A 15,362-nucleotide genomic window follows, 5' to 3' on the forward strand; every position below is an offset into this window, starting at 1 on the left:
GGCTCAGGCGGGCTCAGATGCCTGCGCGCTCGCGCAGGAAGGCGAGCATCGTGCCCGCGTCCGATACGTCGACGCCGACGCCCTCCGGCTCGTCCCGCACGCCGGGCTCGGCGAAGAGCTTCACGATCGCGCCGTCCTCCACCAGCATGGAATAGCGCCAGCTGCGCAGGCCCATGCCGGTGCGCGTGCGCTGCACGAGAAGGCCCATGCGGCGCGTGAAGTCGCCATTGCCGTCCGGCAGCATGAAGACCTTCTCGACTTTGGCGCTGCGCGCCCACTGGAACAGGACGAAGGCGTCGTTCACCGACAGGCAGATCACCTCGTCCACGCCGAGCGCGCGGAAGTCGTCGTAATGGGTCTCGAAGCCCGGCAGGTGCGTCTCGGAGCAGGCGGGCGTGAAGGCGCCGGGCACCGCGAAGAGGACGATGCGCTTGCCCGAGAAAACCTCCGCCGTGGTGAGGTGCTTCCACTCGAACGGGTTCGGCCCGCCAAGGGCGTCGTTGCGCACGCGCGTGGAAAAGACGACGTCGGGAACGCGATCGGGCTGCATTACCCCCTCCTCCAAAACCTCCGGCGCCGGGCGCCGATTCGGGGCGGATTGTCCTGCGCCGCCCGGCCGGAGGCAAGGTCGCAGGGTCGCGCCGGCGCGCAATGCGAAAGGGGCCCGCCTCCTGCGTGGCGAGCCCCCATCCTGCCGGAACGCGGCGCCTGGCGTCAGGCGTCGCCGCGCTTGTTGGACGGCACGTCCTTGTATTCGTCGATCTTCACGCCCCGGCTGTCCAGGCCGAAACTGTCCTCGCGCTGCGCCTTGTCGCGATTGCTGAGGATCTGATTCTTGTTGACCTTCTCGTCCTGAAGTTCGGTCATCGCGCCGGTGCCGTTGGATTGTCCTGCCGACATGGTTCGTCTCCCTTTCGAGGTTCATGGGAGCAACGAGCGGGGATCGATCGGGTTTCGGAAAAAATGGTCGAAACCGGCCACGCGACGTGTTCCAGGCCTTGGTTGCCATCGTCTCGGGCTCCCGCGCCTGATGAGCGTCGGGAACCCTTTCCCGGGGCCGAGCGGTTCTGGAGCATTCGCAGTCGAAAGCTCTCAAGTCCGGCCATGACGGTTTCCCAGCCCCCCTCGCCCCCTCCCCCGTCCGCCTCCGAATCCCTGCCGGAAACGGAGCGCGCCGATCCGCGCTTTCGCGATCTGGAAACCCGCTCGACGGCCGGCCTTCTCGAAGCCCTTCTCGGCGGGCAGGCGGGCGCCGTCGCCGCCGTGGAAGCCGCCCTGCCCGCGATCGAACGGGCGACGGAAGCGGTCGCCCGACGGCTCGGCGGCGATCGCGCCTCCCGGCTCGTTTATTGCGGAGCAGGCACGTCGGGGCGCCTTGCGATGCAGGACGGGGTGGAACTCGGGCCGACCTTCAACTGGCCGGCGGAGCGCGCGGTGTTTCTGCTGGCAGGCGGCGTCACCAGTCTCGCGCTCGCCCGCGAAGGGGCCGAGGACGACACGGACACCGCCCGCGCCCTGATCGCCGAGAGCGGCGTCTGCGCGCGCGACGTGGTGATCGGCGTGGCGGCCAGCGGGCGCACCCCCTTCACGCTCGCCTCGGTCCAGGCGGCGCGCGAGCGCGGCGCCCTCACCGTCGGCCTCGCCAACGACCCGGACGCGCCGCTCCTTCACTCCAGCGAATGTCCCATCCTTCTGCGGACCGGGGCGGAGGCGCTGGCGGGATCGACGCGGCTCGCCGCCGGCACCGCGCAGAAGATCGCGCTGAACCTCCTGTCCACCGCCGTCATGATCAGGCTCGGCAAGGTGTTTCGCGGTCGCATGGTGGACATGCGCCCCAGCAACGAAAAGCTGCGCCGACGAGCCGAGCGCATGGTGGCCGATGTCACGCAATGCGGGTTGGAGCGCGCCCGCGCGGCGCTGGAAGCCTCGGACGGGCGCATTCGCGAGGCCATTCTGCGCGCCGAGGCCGAAACGCGTGGCTGACGCGCGGCGACATGAAAGGACTCTCAGCGGCTGGCGAGGCGCGCCATGAAATCCTTCAGGCGCGAACGCCATTTCCAGCGGCGGTGGAGGCGGCGGCGCCGATCGTCGAGATCGGCGGCGACGCGCGGCACGTCCTTGTTCGCGGCCGGATCGAGCGAGATCACGAGCGTGCCGACCTCGACGCGGTCGCGCCAGAGCGGATTGAGAATGCCGTGGTCGGGCACCGCGCAACTGTCCACCGACAGGATGGTGGGATCGGCGATCATGGCTTCGGTCGCGAGGGACGCGACCAAGGCTCCGGGCCGGGCGCGGGCGAAGCGCTCGTCAAAGGCCGTCTTCCAGGCGACGCCCCGCCCATTCGAAAGCAGCACCACGAGACTGCCGATCGCCTCGCCGTCGAGGCGCAGCGAATAGACGCGCGCGCCGTCCTGCGCCGCGAGGCCATTCACCGCCTCGCGCGCGAAGGCGGTGCGATGGCGGTCCTGTAGGAGGGCGCTGCCGGCGCGGCCCTTCCAGCCCGAAGCCTCCAGATAGAGAAAATCCTCGAAGGCCTCGCGCACCGAAAGCGGGTCCGACGCCGCCTCGAAGGACAAGGAGCCCATGGCCTTGAGGATGCGCAGCCGGCGCCCGTGGTCGCGATGGCGCTTGGGTCCGAGCACCCGGCGCAGATAGGTCTCGGCCGGGCCTATCGAGGCGTCGAGAACGGCGCGGCTGCTCCGGTCCGACAAGGCCATGGCGAGGCCGCGCGACAAGGCCGTGCGGATCACGAGCCGCGCCAGCGCGCCTTCCAGCGGCAGGTCGGGCAGGACGAGGAGCGGCGGCACGCGGCGCGTCGGCGAGCCCATCGCCTCGAAGAGGCCGGCGACCGTCGCCTCCGGGTCGTCCGTGTCGAGCGGCGGCACGCCGAGGCGGCCGAACGGATGGGTCCAGCCGCGCACGACCTTGCGCCGGCCGAAGGAGGCGGCGGCCTCCACGGAAAAGGGCATGAAGAAGCGCAGGCGGCTGCGCTCGCCCTCTTCGTCGCGCACCACGATGAGCCGAACCGCCTTTTCGTCCAGCCGGGGCATGGCGGGCACGAGAAAGCGCGGCTCGAAAAACACATTGGCCTCGATGGCGCGCCGCGACAGGTGGCGCAGTTCGTCCACCAGCGAGAAGGCGTCATGCGGCTTGTAGATGGAGATGCGCCGCGTTCCCGTGAACCGCTCGGCTTGGTTCGGCTCTCCGGGTAGAAGGCGAAGCCGCTCCGCGCGCGGTGCCTGTCCCTCATCGGCACCGGCGTCCGAGGGGTGAGACCGATCCAACGCTTCCTCTTCCAACACCTGCTCGGCGTTGCTCATCAAACGCCTCTACGCCGCGTTGCCAGACTTGCCATTTGCAAAAATTACGCCGCGCTCGTTAAGGCACGCTTTATAACCAAGCGAGCCGAAGGCCGCTCACCCAATTCTGTGGCCGGCCATCCGACGCCCTCAGCCCGCAAAGCCGCCCCCGTCGAGATAGGCCTGCTCGTCCGGCGTGGTCATGCGGCCGAGGATCGGGTTGCGATGGGGAAAGCGGCCGAAGCGCGCGACGATGTCGCGATGCTCCTCGGCGAAGGGCACGTTCTCCTCGCCGATCTCCTGCATCCAGCGCACGCAGGCTTCCTGATCACCGAGCTCTTCGGAATGCATGAGCGGCATGGCGAGGAACTGGTTGATGTCCTCGCCCACATGATAATGGTCGCCGCGCGCGAGCGCCGCCTTGGCGAGCGCCAGCGCCTTTTCGTCGGTGGCGAAGGCGCGCGGCGTGCCGCGGAACATGTTGCGCGGGAACTGGTCGAGCAGGAGAACCAGCGCCAGCGCGCCGTTCGGCTCCTCGGCCCAATGGTCGAGTTCGCCGAGCGCGGCGCGCTCATAGACATCGCCGAAGCGCTGGGCGATCGTCGCGTCCAGTTCGTCGTCGCGGGCGAACCAGCGCTCGGGGCCGAGATCGCGCCAGAAATCGACGATGGTCTGCGGGTCGATCGAGTAATCGCTCATGGGCTCGCTTCGGCGGAGGTTGAGGATCGATGGGGACTGACGGGTTAGATAGGAACGCCTGCAAGGAGGACAAAGCCGAACTTGAGGATCGGCTCGATCTTCGCGGCCTGAAATGTCCGCTGCCCGTGCTGCGCACGAAGAAGGCGCTCGGCCGGCGCGCGCCCGGCGCGTGGCTGGTGGTTCTCGCCGACGACCCGCTGGCCCGGCTCGATCTCCTGCATCTCTGCCGCAGCGAAGGTCACGAGGCCGAGCCGCCCGCCCCCTTGAGCGGGGGCGGCTGGCGGTTTTCCATCCGCAAGGGGCTGGGGGCGGCCGATCAGTAGCCCCGGCTGCCGAGCGAGAGCGGATTGTCCAGAAGCGCGGCCCGGTCCGGCGCGTCGATGCGCGGCGCGCCGGTGAAGGCGGCGAAGAGATCGCGCACCAGCCGCTCGTCCAGCCCGTCGCCGATCAGGACGAGGCGCGAGCCGGGGGCCTCGCCGTCCGGCCAGGCCGGCAGGCGCACGGGCGGATGCAGATAGGTGCGAACCCCGTGCAGCACGAGCGGATGCGCCTCGTCCTCGCGCAGGCGCACCACCGCCTTCATGCGCAGGAGCCGCTCGCCCTGCCGCAGGAACAAAAGATCCAGAAAGGCCTCCAGATCGCTCGATGCGATCGGCGCGGCGTGCGTCAGCGCGAAGGAGGCGACGCCGCCATGGGCATGGGGCCGATTGTGGCTCGGATGCGCGCAGGCGCCGCCGTGATCGTGACCGCACTCGTGGTCGTGATCATGGTAATGATCGTGATCGTGGGGATGGGCGTGATCGTGGTCATGCCCGTGGTCTTGACGATCCTGCCCCTCCTCGCCCATCCAGCGGGCGAGATCGGCCTTGCGCGTTTCGGGATCGAGGAGCCCGCAGCCGAAGGCCTCGGCCGCGCCGGCCGCCTGCGCCTGGCGGATCGGCGCGCGCGGGTTGAAGGCGCGGATCGCGCCGGCGAGCCCGGCCCAGTCGGGCGCGAGATCGGTCTTGCTGACGAGGATGCGATCGGCGCAGGCGACCTGGCGCTGCGCTTCCGGCCGCTCGGCGAGCGAGGCCGCGCCCGTCACCGCGTCCACCAGCGTCACCACGCCGTCGAGCGCGAAATGCTGGAGAAGCACCGGATGCGCCATGAGCATGGCGAGGATCGGCGTCGGGTCGGCCAGCCCCGTGGTTTCGATCACCACGCGGCGGAAGGGCGCGAGGCGCTGCGTCTGCACGCGGTCCACGAGTTCGGCCAGCGTGTCCACGAGATCGCCGCGCACGGTGCAGCAGATGCAGCCGTCGGCAAGTTCGATCACGCCCTCGCGGGCCGTTTCCACGAGGAGATGGTCGATCCCGACCTCGCCGAACTCGTTGACGATGACGGCCGTGTCGCGCGCTTCCGGCGAGCGAAGAAGCCGGTTGAGGAAGCTCGTCTTGCCCGCGCCGAGGAAGCCCGTCAGCACCGTGACCGGCACGGGACCCGCAGGAGAAAAGGCGCTCATCGGGCCTCACCCGCCACGCGAATCCGCGCGCCCAGAATGTCGGCGCCCGGACGCATCGCGTCGGCGTCGCCCTCGCGCAGGGCGCGGCGGGCGGGCGCGGCGGCCTCGCCCGTGTCGGTCGGGCGCGGCGTCGGGATCGGGATGCCATAGGCGGCGACCATGGAAATGCCGGCCGGAAAGCCGCGCCCCGCCGCCGCGCCGCCGAGCGCCACCGGCACGGAGGCGGGCGGGCGCGTCAGCTCGCTCATATAGGGCGAGCCGAAGGTCTCGGGCCGGGTTTCCTCGCTTTCGCGCTCGTTGGCGCGCTGCGTGCGGCCGGCGGCCGAGCAGATCGCGGCGCTGACATCGACCGGCGGCCCTTCCGAATGCGGCAGGTCCTGCACCGTCTCGCGGATCGAGCGCGGATTGGTGTTGAAGCCGTTCTCGATGACTTCGGCCGCCAGACGCTCGCGCACGATCGGCCCTTCGGCGCCCAGCACCACCGCGACGATCGTGCGATTGTCGCGCGTGGCCGAGGCCACGAGATTGAAGCCGGAGGCGCAGATATAGCCCGTCTTCATGCCGTCGGCGCCCTTGTAGCGGCCGAGCAGCCCGTTGCCGTTCTTGATCACGGCCTGCCCCATCGTGATCGCCTCGGTGGAGAAATAGTCGGTGAAGGCGGGAAACTCGCGGCGGATGGCGACGGCGAGGAGGCCCAGATCCTTGGCGCTGGAATATTGCCCCTCGCCCGGCAGGCCGTTCGGATTGATGAAATGCGTGTCCTGCATGCCGAGATCGGCCGCCGCGCGGTTCATCGCGCCGACGAAGACCTCGGTCGAGCCGCCGCCGAGCGTCTGGGCGATGGAATAGGCGACGTCGTTGGCCGACTTCACGAGCATCATGCGCAGCGCCATGTCGAGGCGCATCACCGAGCCGGGCGGAAAGCCCATCTTGGAGGGCGCCTGCCGGGCCGCGTCGCGCGTCATGACGACGGGCGTGTCGAGCTGGGCGCTTCCCTCCTCCAGCGCCTTCAGCGCGAGATAGGCGGTCATCAGCTTGGTGGTGGAGGCGGGAAACCAGCGCTGGGTGGCGTTGTTCTGGGACAGGACCTTGCCGGTGGCGACGTCGATCGCGATCGTGTTGGCGGCCTCCGCCGCGCCCGCGAACGGCAAGGCCGCCATGACGGCGGCCAGAACGAAACTCCTGAGCTGAGCCTTCGCCCGCATCCTCGTCCTCTTTCTTTTTCCAGCGACGTGCGAAAAACGGCCGCGTCCAGCCTCTTCGCACCTGCACCCGACTCGTGTCAGGATAGGGCGAACGTTTTAAGAAGGTTCATTTGTCGCCATTCTATGGCACCGCCCGGAACTTCCCATGCCCGTTTCGCAGAGCCTCGACCAAGCTTCCGACCTCGCCATCTGGCGCCAGACGCTGCATGCCATGCCCGAACTCCTCTACGAGGTGCACGACACGGCGGCCTTCGTGGCGGCGCGGCTGCGCGAGTTCGGCTGCGACGAGGTGGTGACGGGCCTCGGGCGCACCGGCGTCGTGGGCCTGGCGAACGGCCAGGCGCCCGGGCGCACGATCGCGCTGCGCGCCGACATGGACGCGCTGCCGATCGTGGAGGACACGTCCCTTCCCTATGCCTCGCGCCGCCCCGGCCAGATGCATGCCTGCGGCCATGACGGGCACATGGCCATGCTGCTCGGCGCCGCGCGCCAATTGTGCGCGACGCGCCGCTTCGCCGGCCGGGTCGCCTTCGTGTTCCAGCCCGCCGAAGAAGGGGGCGCCGGCGCGCGCGCGATGATCGAGGACGGACTTCTGGAGCGTTTCGGGATCGAGGAGGTCTACGGGATGCACAACCTGCCGGGCCTGCCGGTCGGCACGTTCGCGATCAATCCCGGCCCGATCATGGCGGCGACCGACGAATTCTCGATCGAGCTGTCCGGGCGCGGCGGCCATGCCGCGATCCCGCACCAGACGCGCGATCCGATCCTGGCGGGCGCCGCCCTGGTGCAGGCGCTGCAGCAGATCGTCTCGCGCAATGTCGACCCGCTGGATTCGCTCGTCGTCTCGGTGACGCAGTTCCATTCGGGCTTCGCGCGCAACGTCCTTCCCGAAAGCGCGACGGTCTCCGGCACGGTGCGCTCGCTGCGCCACGCGACGCAGGATTTCGCCGAAACCCGCATCGGCGAGATCGCCGCCGGCATCGCCGCCGCGCACGGGCTCACGGCCGAAAGCCGCTATGCCAGAAACTATCCGGTGACGCAGAACGACGCCGAGAAGGCGCGCTTCTGCGGCGACGTGGCGGCGAGCGTCGTCGGCGATGCCAAGGTCGAGCGCGCCGTCCCCGCCCTGATGGGCGGCGAGGACTTCTCCTTCATGCTGGAGCGACGGCCGGGCGCCTTCCTGTTCATCGGCAACGGACCGAGCGCCGGGCTCCATCATCCGCGCTACGATTTCGCCGACGAGGCCGCGCCCTTCGGCGTCGCCTATTGGGTGGCGCTGACGGAGCAGGCCCTGCCCCTGGCGGCGTGAGCCGTTCTCGGACACCCGACACGAAAAAGCCGGCGACGACGCCGGCTCCTATTCGTCGAAGAGAGGAAGACGAGGTTCAGCGAACGCCTTCGGGGTCCAGCGCCTCGATCAGCGCGCGCAGGCGATGGCGCACTTCGATATCGGGAATGCGCGAAAGAGCGAGCGAGGACTGGAGCGTCTCGCGGCTCGCCACGGGCTGCGCCGGCTCGCTCTCGTCCAGTCCTTCGAAGAAGAACATCGGGCTGGTCTCGAAGGCCTTGGCGATACGGTAGAGCGTGCTGGCGCTGATGCGGTTGGCGCCGGTCTCGTATTTCTGGATCTGCTGATAAGTCACGCCGATCCGGCGCCCCAGTTCCTCGAGCGATACGCGGCGTGACGTGCGAATCAAACGAAGACGCGCGCCCACCTGCACGTCGATTGGATCCCGCTCGGCCTTCAACTCGGACACCTCATACTGCATTTCGACCATCTTCCATCCGGGCCCAGAGCGGAAATGCAACAAGCGTGAGTGGGACGACCGATCACCCAACCCCAGGGGCAAGAGATCGGTCCGGCCTGCGTTGCCTATTCCAGTTCGATTCGACTGCCGACATGATAGCGCGGCGGTGACGAAATTGTGATCCCCACCCCGGCAGACTGCAACCTTCGCGCGCCATGCTTAATAGAACCCGGGGATAAATGATAAGGGAAAAAAGGCAGCCTGCACGTCAAAAAAGCGAAAGCTGCTCGGCCTTGGCTCGTCCGGTCAGCCGGCTTCTCAGGTTTTCTTCGTCGAGGCGCGCGCCCGGCGTCCAGTCCAGCGCGCAGACGAAGGGCCGGACCTTGTCCATCGAGCGGCACAGCCGCGCCACGTCGTCGAGCCGCAGGGTGCGGTGACGGCGCGAGGAGAGAATCGCATCCACCGAACGCGTTCCAAGGCCCGGAACGCGCAGGAGCATCTCGCGATCGGCCCGATTCACGTCCACCGGAAAGCGGTCGCGATGGCGCAGCGCCCAGGCGAGCTTGGGGTCGATCGCGAGATCCAGCATCCCGTTCTCGCCCGACGACACGATCTCGGCGCGCTCGAACCCGTAGAAGCGCATCAGCCAGTCCGCCTGATAGAGGCGATGCTCGCGCATGAGAGGCGGCTTGGCGGAGGGCAACCGGTTCGACGCGTCGGGAATGGGCGAGAACGCGGAATAGTAGACGCGCCGCAACCGATAGTTGCCGTAGAGATTTTCCGAGCGGGTGAGGATCGTCGCGTCGTCGGCGCCGTCGGCCCCGACGATCATCTGCGTGGACTGGCCGCCCGGCGCAAAGCGCGGCGGCTTCACGCGCTCGCGCTTCTCGCCCCTCCCCTCGTCGATCTTCATGCGCAGATGGCCCATGGAGCGGCGGATGTCGCGCGGCTTCTTTTCGGGCGCGAGGCTTTCGAGCGCGACGTCGGTCGGCAGCTCGATATTGATCGACAGGCGGTCGGCGAAGAGGCCCGCGTCCTCGATGAGCTTGGGCGACGCGTCGGGAATGGTCTTCAGATGGATATAGCCCGAGAAGTTCTCCTCCATCCGCAGCTTGCGGGCAATGCGCACCATCTCCTCCATCGTGTGGTCGGAGCTGCGGATGATGCCGGAGGAGAGAAACAGGCCCTCGATATAGTTGCGCTTGTAGAAGGCCATGGTGAGCTTCACCACTTCCTCCACGCTGAAGCGCGCCCGCGCCACGTTGGAGGAAGAGCGGTTCACGCAGTAGACGCAGTCGTAGATGCAGAAATTCGTCATCAGGATCTTGAGGAGCGAAATGCACCGCCCGTCCGGCGCATAGGCGTGGCAGATTCCCGAGCCCTCCGTCGAGCCGATGCCGCCGGACTTCATCGAATCGCGCTTCGACGTGCCGCTGGACGCGCAGGACGCATCGTATTTCGCCGCATCGCTGAGGATGGCGAGCTTGTCCATCAAGGTCATCTTGGCCATCCCACCCATATAGAGTTCCCCTTTCGTTCCGGCCATCGAGCTCCGCGCCTTTTCCACCGCCCGCACCTGTGACGCGCGGTCGCGGCCCGTTCAGGTGAGGTTCAGAACCGTAAGCCTAGCTTGCATTCATCATCGGCCGGAACCGGTGGAGCGATCGGGCGTTCGCCCGGCTCGTCCCCTCCGTCCGGCGGGTCGTTTCAAGGGAGAAGTTTTTTCATGCGTCGTTTCAGTCAGGTCTTCATGGCGCTCGTGGTTCTGGGAACCGGCAGCGTCACCTTCTCGGCCCCCGCCGAGGCTCAGGGGTTCCGCGAGCGTCAACGCTTCGTCGAGCGCTTCTGCGCCCGCAATCCGGGCGCCCGCGACTGCCGCGAGTTCCGTCGCGATGCGCGCCGCTGGGACAACCGCCGCTACAATCGCTGGTACCGCGACAATTATCGGGACCGTCGCGACAATTCGGGCGCCGCGGCGATCTTCGGCTTCGCCGCCGGTGCCGCGCTCGGCGCGGCGGCCGCCGGTGGTGCCTCGAACGGCGCGGTGGTGAGCCGCGATCAGGTGGCCCGCTGCGCCGCCCGCTACCGGACCTACGACCCGCGCACCAACACCTATGTCGCCAACAGCGCGGGCGAGCGTCGCATCTGCCGCCTCTGAGCGGGCAGCCGACGAGCGGACGAACAGGGGTCGGCGCCATGCCGGCCCCTTTTCTTTTGTCGGGAAGCGATCAAATGATCGCGATCGCATTCAGCCGTCATTCAGGATGCCGCCGGTAGATTGACCGCACTGAAGCCGCTTCGTCGCCTCGGATCGTCCGGGAGTTTGAAGAGCGGCGCATCCGTCGCTCCGGAGTTCGCACCATGCGCATTCTTCTTGCCGTTCTGACCGCCTGCACGCTGACAACGAGCCTCGGCACCGCGCAGGCTCAGGTCTGGGACAATGGCCCCGGCTATATCGGCGAGCCGCCGCCGCCGCCGCGCGGCTATTATCGGGAAGCACCCCGCCGTCACCATCGCGGCGGTATCGATGCGGGCGACGCGCTTCTGGGCGGCGCCATCGGCCTTGCCGCCGGCGCGCTTCTCGGCTCGGCCCTGTCGCAGCCCCAGCAGGCGCCCGCGCCGACCTACGACCCGCCGCGCCAGAGCTATCCGGCCTATGGCGTCGCCCCGCCGAGCTATGAGGACACGGTTCCGGCCCGTCGCACCTATCGCCAGCCGCGACAGGCCCGGTACTACGACGATTACGGCACCAACACGCGTCAGGCGCATGTGGACGCCTGCTTCGCGCGCTACCGCTCCTACGACGCGCGCACCGACACCTATATCGGCAATGACGGCTATCGCCATCGCTGCAACATCTGGTAGCGGGCGGCTCCGCCGAACCGGATGATCTGAAACGAAAAAGGCGCCCGGTTCATCGCCGGGCGCCTTTTTCGTGGGATGGGTTCACCGTCTCTCAGCGCGCCTTGCGCACGGCCCGCTTGGCGACGACGGGAACCAGCGCCGCGCGATAGTCCGACGAGCCGTGCAGATCGCCGATCATGTCGCCTTCCGGCACGCTCAAGCCGTCGATCGCCTCCGGCTCGAAGCGCGCCGACAGGGCCGCTTCCGCCTCGTGCCAGCGGAAGGCCCCGTTCGAGCCCGCGCCCGTCACCGCCACGCGGACCTCGCCGCCCCGCCGGGCGACATAGACGCCGCACATGGCATAGCGCGAGGCCGGGTTGCGGAACTTCTCGTAGGCCGAGGCATCGGGGGCTTCGAAGCTGATAGCCTTCACGATCTCGCCCTCGCCCAGCGCCGTTTCGAACAGGCCGAGAAAGAAGTCGTCGGCGGAATATTCGCCGCGATCGGTCTCGATCGTGCCGTTCAGCGCCAGAAGCGCGGCGGGATAATCCGCCGCCGGGTCGAAATTGGCGCAGACGCCGCCGATCGTGCCCATATGGCGCACGGCCGGATCGCCGATCAGCTGGGCGAGCTCCGTGAAGCCCGGCGCGACCGCTTCGATCGCGTCGGAATTGGCCACTTCGAAATGCGTCGTGCCGCCGCCGATGCGAACGCTCCGCCCCTCCACGGAAATGCCCTTCATCTCCGCGACATGCCGCAGATCGATCAGCGCCGAGGGCGCGGCGAGCCGCGCCTTCATGGTCGGGATCAGCGTCATGCCGCCGCCGAGATATTTCGCCTCCTCGCCAGCCCCGGAGAGAAGCTGGGCGGCCTCGCTGAGCGAGGTCGCGCGATGATATTGGGTCTCGTACATGCCTCTCCCCTCCCTCAGTTCGCCGTGCCGGCCGAGCGCAGGGCGCGCCAGACCTTCTGCGGCGTTGCCGGCATGGTCAGCTCGTTGGTGCCGATCGCGTCGGTGATGGCGTTGATGACCGCCGGCGGCGAGCCGATCGCGCCGGCCTCGCCGCAACCCTTGATGCCCAAGGGATTGGTGGTGCAGGGCGTCTCCGTGGTCAGCACCTCGAACATCGGCAGGTCCCAGGCGCGGGGCATGGCGTAGTCGTTGTAGCTGGCGGTCACGAGCTGGCCCGACGCGTCGTAATGGACGCCTTCCAGAAGCGCCTGCCCGATCCCTTGAGCGAGGCCGCCATGGACCTGCCCTTCGACGATCATCGGATTGACGATGCGGCCGAAATCGTCGGCGGCGACGAACTGCACGACCTCCACCTTGCCCGTCTCGGAGTCCACCTCGACTTCGCAGATGTAGCAGCCGGCCGGGAAGGTGAAGTTCTGCGGATCGTAGAAAGCGCCCTCCTTCAGGCCCGGCTCCATGCCATCGGGCAGGTTGTGGCCCGTATAGGCGCCGAGCGCGACCTCGTGCCAGGCGAGCTTGCGGTCGGTGCCCGCGACCTTCACCTCGCCGTTCTCGATCACGATGTCGTCGTCGGAAGCTTCCAGAAGATGGGCGGCGATCTTCTTGGCCTTCACCTCCACCTTGTCGAGCGCCTTGGCGATGGCCGACATGCCGACCGCGCCGGAGCGCGAGCCATAGGTGCCCATGCCGAACTGCACCTTGTCGGTGTCGCCATGGATGACCTGGACATTGTCCACCGGCAGGCCGAAGCGCTCGGCGACGAGCTGAGCGAAGGTCGTCTCGTGGCCCTGACCGTGGCTGTGGGAGCCGGTGAGGATTTCGATCGTGCCGACGGGATTGACGCGCACTTCGGCCGATTCCCACAGGCCGACGCCTGCGCCGAGCGAGCCGACCGCCTTGGACGGCGCGATGCCGCAGGCCTCGATATAGCAGCTATAGCCGAGGCCCCGGAGCTTGCCCTTGGCCTTCGCCTCGGCGCGGCGCGCCTCGAAGCCGTCGACATCGGCCGCCTTCTTCGCGGCGTCCAGCGTCGCGGCGAAATCGCCCGTGTCGTAGTTCATGATGACGGGCGTCTGGTGCGGGAAGCTGGTGATGAAGTTCTTGCGGCGGAATTCGTCCGGCGCAAGGCCCAGCTCGCGCGCTGCCGTTTCCATCGTGCGCTCGATCACATAGGTCGCCTCCGGCCGCCCCGCGCCGCGATAGGCGTCCACCGGCACCGTGTTGGTGTAGACGGCCTTCACATTCGCGTAGATCGCCGGGATGTCATACTGGCCCGAGAGCAGCGTCGCGTAGAGATAGGTCGGGGTCGCCGAGGAGAAGAGCGACATGTAGGCGCCGAGATTGGCGACCGTCTCGACCCGCAGGCCGATCACCTTGTGGTCGGCGTCGATGGCCATCTCGACATGGGTGTGATGGTCGCGCCCATGCGCGTCCGTCAGGAAGGCCTCGGAGCGATCGGAGGTCCATTTGACGGGAACGCCGGTGCGCTTGGACGCCCAGAGGCAGACGATCTCTTCGGGATAGATATAGATCTTGGAGCCGAAGCCGCCGCCGACATCGGGCGCGATGACGCGCAGCTTGTGCTCGGGCGCGACATTGTAGAAGGCGCTCATGACGAGCCGCGCCACATGCGGGTTCTGCGACGTCGTCCAGACCGTGTAGTGATCGTCAGCCGGATCGTAGACGCCGAGTGCCGCGCGCGGCTCCATGGCGTTCGGCACGAGACGGTTGTTCACGATGTCGAGCCGCGTCACATGCGCGGCGCGCGAGAAGGCCTCCTCCGTGGCGCGGGCGTCGCCGAGTTCCCAGTCGAAGCAGAGATTGCCGGGGGCCTCGGGGTGGATTTCGGGCGCGCCCGCCTCCAGCGCCGCCGGCCCTTCCACCACCGCGTCGAGAAGCTCGTAGTCGATCTCGACGGCTTCCGCCGCGTCGCGCGCCTGAAGCCGGGTTTCGGCCACGACCACGGCGACGGCCTGGCCGACATGGCGCACGGTGCCGACCGCCAGCGCCGGCCATTCGCCCATCTTCATGGGCGAACCGTCCTTGGAGGTGACGGCCCAGCCGCAGATCAGATTGCCGATGCCGTCGGCCTTCAACTGATCGCCGGAGAGAATGTCGATCACGCCGGGCATGGCCCGCGCGGCCTCGGCGTCGATCCCCTTGATCCGCGCATGGGCGTGGGGCGAGCGCACGAAGGCGGCGAATTTCATGCCGGGCACCACCATGTCGTCGGTGTAGCGCCCCCGGCCCGTGATGAAGCGGCGGTCCTCCTTGCGCAGGACCCGCGCGCCGAACCCTTCGATACCCATGTTCCATCCTCCCGAGATGCTGATCGGGGCGGGCGGGATGCGCGCGAGGCCGGCGCATCGGAGCGCCCCGTGATGATGCGAGACCGGCGGCGCGAGGCCGCCCGGCGGACGGCCTATTCGGCGGCGACGCGCTGGCTGGCGGGCTCGACGCGCATGGCCTCGGCCGCGGCCAGAACCGCCTTCACGATATTGTGGTAGCCGGTGCAGCGGCAGATATTGCCGTCCAGCTCGTCGCGCACCGTCTTCTCGTCGAGAACGCCGTCATGGCGACGGATCATGTCCACGGCGGTCATGATCATGCCCGGCGTGCAATAGCCGCACTGGAGCCCGTGATGCTCGCGGAACGCGGCCTGGACGGGATGCAGGTCCTGCCCCCTGGCGATGCCCTCGATCGTGGTGATCTGGCTGCCGTCGGCCTGCGCGGCGAGCATGGTGCAGGACTTCACCGCCCGTCCGTCCACATGCACGACGCAGGCGCCGCATTGCGACGTGTCGCAGCCGACATGGGTGCCGGTGAGACCGAGCGTTTCGCGCAGAAACTGCACGAGAAGGACGCGGCCCTCCGCCTGCCCCTTCACCGCGCGCCCGTTCACCACCAGAGAAATTTCGGTCATCCGTTCCTCCCGAGACCATCGGCCGAAACGCCCTCTAAAAGGGGCGATCTCGGCCGGCGCGCGTTTGGGAGCTCGAAGCATCCCCCGCGCCGTTCTCGGCCGTTCGGCTGGGGGAAGACTGCCCCGGCTCGCAAGCCTCGGCAAGCACTTTCTGGAACCATTCCAGAGCC

General features: G+C 68.3%; 16 protein-coding genes. 5 read left to right on the top strand and 11 right to left on the bottom strand.

Features of this window, described 5'->3' with window-relative positions; all coding sequences use genetic code 11:
• Positions 1–13: 13 nt before the first annotated feature.
• Positions 14–550 (bottom strand): peroxiredoxin, encoded by a 537-nt coding sequence (locus tag B146_RS0111745; protein WP_019996639.1) that lies wholly within the window; start codon positions 548–550, stop codon positions 14–16.
• A 164-nt stretch (positions 551–714) separates the two neighbouring features.
• Positions 715–900 (bottom strand): hypothetical protein, encoded by a 186-nt coding sequence (locus tag B146_RS0111750; protein ID WP_019996640.1) that lies wholly within the window; start codon positions 898–900, stop codon positions 715–717.
• 204 nt (positions 901–1,104) lie between these two features.
• Here B146_RS0111750 and B146_RS0111755 point away from each other — a divergent pair, with 204 nt between their 5' ends.
• A complete protein-coding gene (locus tag B146_RS0111755; protein WP_019996641.1) occupies positions 1,105–1,983 on the top strand; it encodes an N-acetylmuramic acid 6-phosphate etherase in 879 nt (292 codons plus the stop codon).
• Between the two features lie 23 nt (positions 1,984–2,006).
• Here B146_RS0111755 and B146_RS25825 read toward each other — a convergent pair whose 3' ends face one another.
• A complete protein-coding gene (locus B146_RS25825; RefSeq protein ID WP_019996642.1) occupies positions 2,007–3,320 on the bottom strand; it encodes a GNAT family N-acetyltransferase in 1,314 nt (437 codons plus the stop codon).
• 129 nt (positions 3,321–3,449) lie between these two features.
• Positions 3,450–3,998 (bottom strand): DUF924 family protein, encoded by a 549-nt coding sequence (locus tag B146_RS0111765; RefSeq protein ID WP_019996643.1) that lies wholly within the window; start codon positions 3,996–3,998, stop codon positions 3,450–3,452.
• Between the two features lie 29 nt (positions 3,999–4,027).
• On the opposite strand from B146_RS0111765, the gene B146_RS25830 reads away from it, so the two are divergent.
• Positions 4,028–4,321 (top strand): sulfurtransferase TusA family protein, encoded by a 294-nt coding sequence (locus B146_RS25830; protein WP_051091544.1) that lies wholly within the window; start codon positions 4,028–4,030, stop codon positions 4,319–4,321.
• On the opposite strand, the gene B146_RS0111775 is transcribed toward B146_RS25830, so the two are convergent.
• Together B146_RS0111775 and B146_RS25835 are read right to left on the bottom strand one after the other, a co-directional pair.
• Entirely contained in the window at positions 4,315–5,499 is a 1,185-nt protein-coding gene (locus B146_RS0111775; protein WP_026358550.1) for a CobW family GTP-binding protein, read from the bottom strand. The two genes, B146_RS25830 and B146_RS0111775, sit on opposite strands and share 7 nt — an antisense overlap.
• Positions 5,496–6,704, bottom strand: coding sequence for a D-alanyl-D-alanine carboxypeptidase family protein (locus B146_RS25835; protein WP_019996646.1), 1,209 nt, complete (start codon positions 6,702–6,704; stop codon positions 5,496–5,498). Before B146_RS25835 ends, B146_RS0111775 begins: the two co-directional genes overlap by 4 nt.
• Positions 6,705–6,849: 145 nt before the next feature.
• Here B146_RS25835 and B146_RS0111785 point away from each other — a divergent pair, with 145 nt between their 5' ends.
• Positions 6,850–8,013 (top strand): M20 aminoacylase family protein, encoded by a 1,164-nt coding sequence (locus B146_RS0111785; RefSeq protein ID WP_019996647.1) that lies wholly within the window; start codon positions 6,850–6,852, stop codon positions 8,011–8,013.
• A gap of 76 nt (positions 8,014–8,089) precedes the next feature.
• Here B146_RS0111785 and B146_RS0111790 read toward each other — a convergent pair whose 3' ends face one another.
• Positions 8,090–8,473, bottom strand: coding sequence for a helix-turn-helix domain-containing protein (locus tag B146_RS0111790; RefSeq protein ID WP_060577666.1), 384 nt, complete (start codon positions 8,471–8,473; stop codon positions 8,090–8,092).
• A 247-nt stretch (positions 8,474–8,720) separates the two neighbouring features.
• A complete protein-coding gene (locus tag B146_RS0111795) occupies positions 8,721–9,962 on the bottom strand; it encodes a putative DNA modification/repair radical SAM protein (RefSeq protein ID WP_019996649.1) in 1,242 nt (413 codons plus the stop codon).
• Positions 9,963–10,178: 216 nt separating this feature from the next.
• Here B146_RS0111795 and B146_RS27750 point away from each other — a divergent pair, with 216 nt between their 5' ends.
• Entirely contained in the window at positions 10,179–10,610 is a 432-nt protein-coding gene (locus tag B146_RS27750) for a BA14K family protein (protein ID WP_019996650.1), read from the top strand.
• Between the two features lie 203 nt (positions 10,611–10,813).
• Positions 10,814–11,317, top strand: coding sequence for a BA14K family protein (locus tag B146_RS25845; protein WP_019996651.1), 504 nt, complete (start codon positions 10,814–10,816; stop codon positions 11,315–11,317).
• A gap of 91 nt (positions 11,318–11,408) precedes the next feature.
• Here the strand turns inward: B146_RS25845 and B146_RS0111810 are convergent, their stop codons facing one another.
• The 3 genes from B146_RS0111810 to B146_RS0111820 form a co-directional block, all read right to left on the bottom strand.
• Positions 11,409–12,209, bottom strand: a complete 801-nt coding sequence (locus B146_RS0111810; protein WP_019996652.1) for an FAD binding domain-containing protein — start codon at positions 12,207–12,209, stop codon at positions 11,409–11,411.
• Between the two features lie 14 nt (positions 12,210–12,223).
• A complete protein-coding gene (locus B146_RS0111815) occupies positions 12,224–14,578 on the bottom strand; it encodes a xanthine dehydrogenase family protein molybdopterin-binding subunit (RefSeq protein WP_019996653.1) in 2,355 nt (784 codons plus the stop codon).
• A gap of 113 nt (positions 14,579–14,691) precedes the next feature.
• Complete coding sequence (locus B146_RS0111820; RefSeq protein WP_019996654.1) at positions 14,692–15,192, bottom strand: (2Fe-2S)-binding protein; 501 nt, start codon at positions 15,190–15,192, stop codon at positions 14,692–14,694.
• Between the last annotated feature and the right edge of the window lie 170 nt (positions 15,193–15,362).

This window comes from Aureimonas ureilytica DSM 18598 = NBRC 106430 (assembly GCF_000382705.1).
GTDB classification, from domain to species: Bacteria; Pseudomonadota; Alphaproteobacteria; order Rhizobiales; family Rhizobiaceae; genus Aureimonas; species Aureimonas ureilytica.

Bases quoted from the DNA above. Each gene is read 5' to 3' on its own strand.
- B146_RS0111785 (WP_019996647.1), top strand. From the start codon at position 6,850: ATGCCCGTTTCGCAGAGCCTCGACCAAGCTTCCGACCTCGCCATCTGG.
- B146_RS0111745 (WP_019996639.1), bottom strand. From the start codon at position 550: ATGCAGCCCGATCGCGTTCCCGACGTCGTCTTTTCCACGCGCGTGCGC.
- B146_RS0111765 (WP_019996643.1), bottom strand. From the start codon at position 3,998: ATGAGCGATTACTCGATCGACCCGCAGACCATCGTCGATTTCTGGCGC.
- B146_RS0111815 (WP_019996653.1), bottom strand. From the start codon at position 14,578: ATGGGTATCGAAGGGTTCGGCGCGCGGGTCCTGCGCAAGGAGGACCGC.
- B146_RS25845 (WP_019996651.1), top strand. From the start codon at position 10,814: ATGCGCATTCTTCTTGCCGTTCTGACCGCCTGCACGCTGACAACGAGC.
- B146_RS25830 (WP_051091544.1), top strand. From the start codon at position 4,028: ATGGGGACTGACGGGTTAGATAGGAACGCCTGCAAGGAGGACAAAGCC.
- B146_RS0111750 (WP_019996640.1), bottom strand. From the start codon at position 900: ATGTCGGCAGGACAATCCAACGGCACCGGCGCGATGACCGAACTTCAG.
- B146_RS0111790 (WP_060577666.1), bottom strand. From the start codon at position 8,473: ATGCAGTATGAGGTGTCCGAGTTGAAGGCCGAGCGGGATCCAATCGAC.
- B146_RS25835 (WP_019996646.1), bottom strand. From the start codon at position 6,704: ATGCGGGCGAAGGCTCAGCTCAGGAGTTTCGTTCTGGCCGCCGTCATG.
- B146_RS25825 (WP_019996642.1), bottom strand. From the start codon at position 3,320: ATGAGCAACGCCGAGCAGGTGTTGGAAGAGGAAGCGTTGGATCGGTCT.
- B146_RS27750 (WP_019996650.1), top strand. From the start codon at position 10,179: ATGCGTCGTTTCAGTCAGGTCTTCATGGCGCTCGTGGTTCTGGGAACC.
- B146_RS0111795 (WP_019996649.1), bottom strand. From the start codon at position 9,962: ATGGCCAAGATGACCTTGATGGACAAGCTCGCCATCCTCAGCGATGCG.
- B146_RS0111810 (WP_019996652.1), bottom strand. From the start codon at position 12,209: ATGTACGAGACCCAATATCATCGCGCGACCTCGCTCAGCGAGGCCGCC.
- B146_RS0111755 (WP_019996641.1), top strand. From the start codon at position 1,105: ATGACGGTTTCCCAGCCCCCCTCGCCCCCTCCCCCGTCCGCCTCCGAA.
- B146_RS0111775 (WP_026358550.1), bottom strand. From the start codon at position 5,499: ATGAGCGCCTTTTCTCCTGCGGGTCCCGTGCCGGTCACGGTGCTGACG.
- B146_RS0111820 (WP_019996654.1), bottom strand. From the start codon at position 15,192: ATGACCGAAATTTCTCTGGTGGTGAACGGGCGCGCGGTGAAGGGGCAG.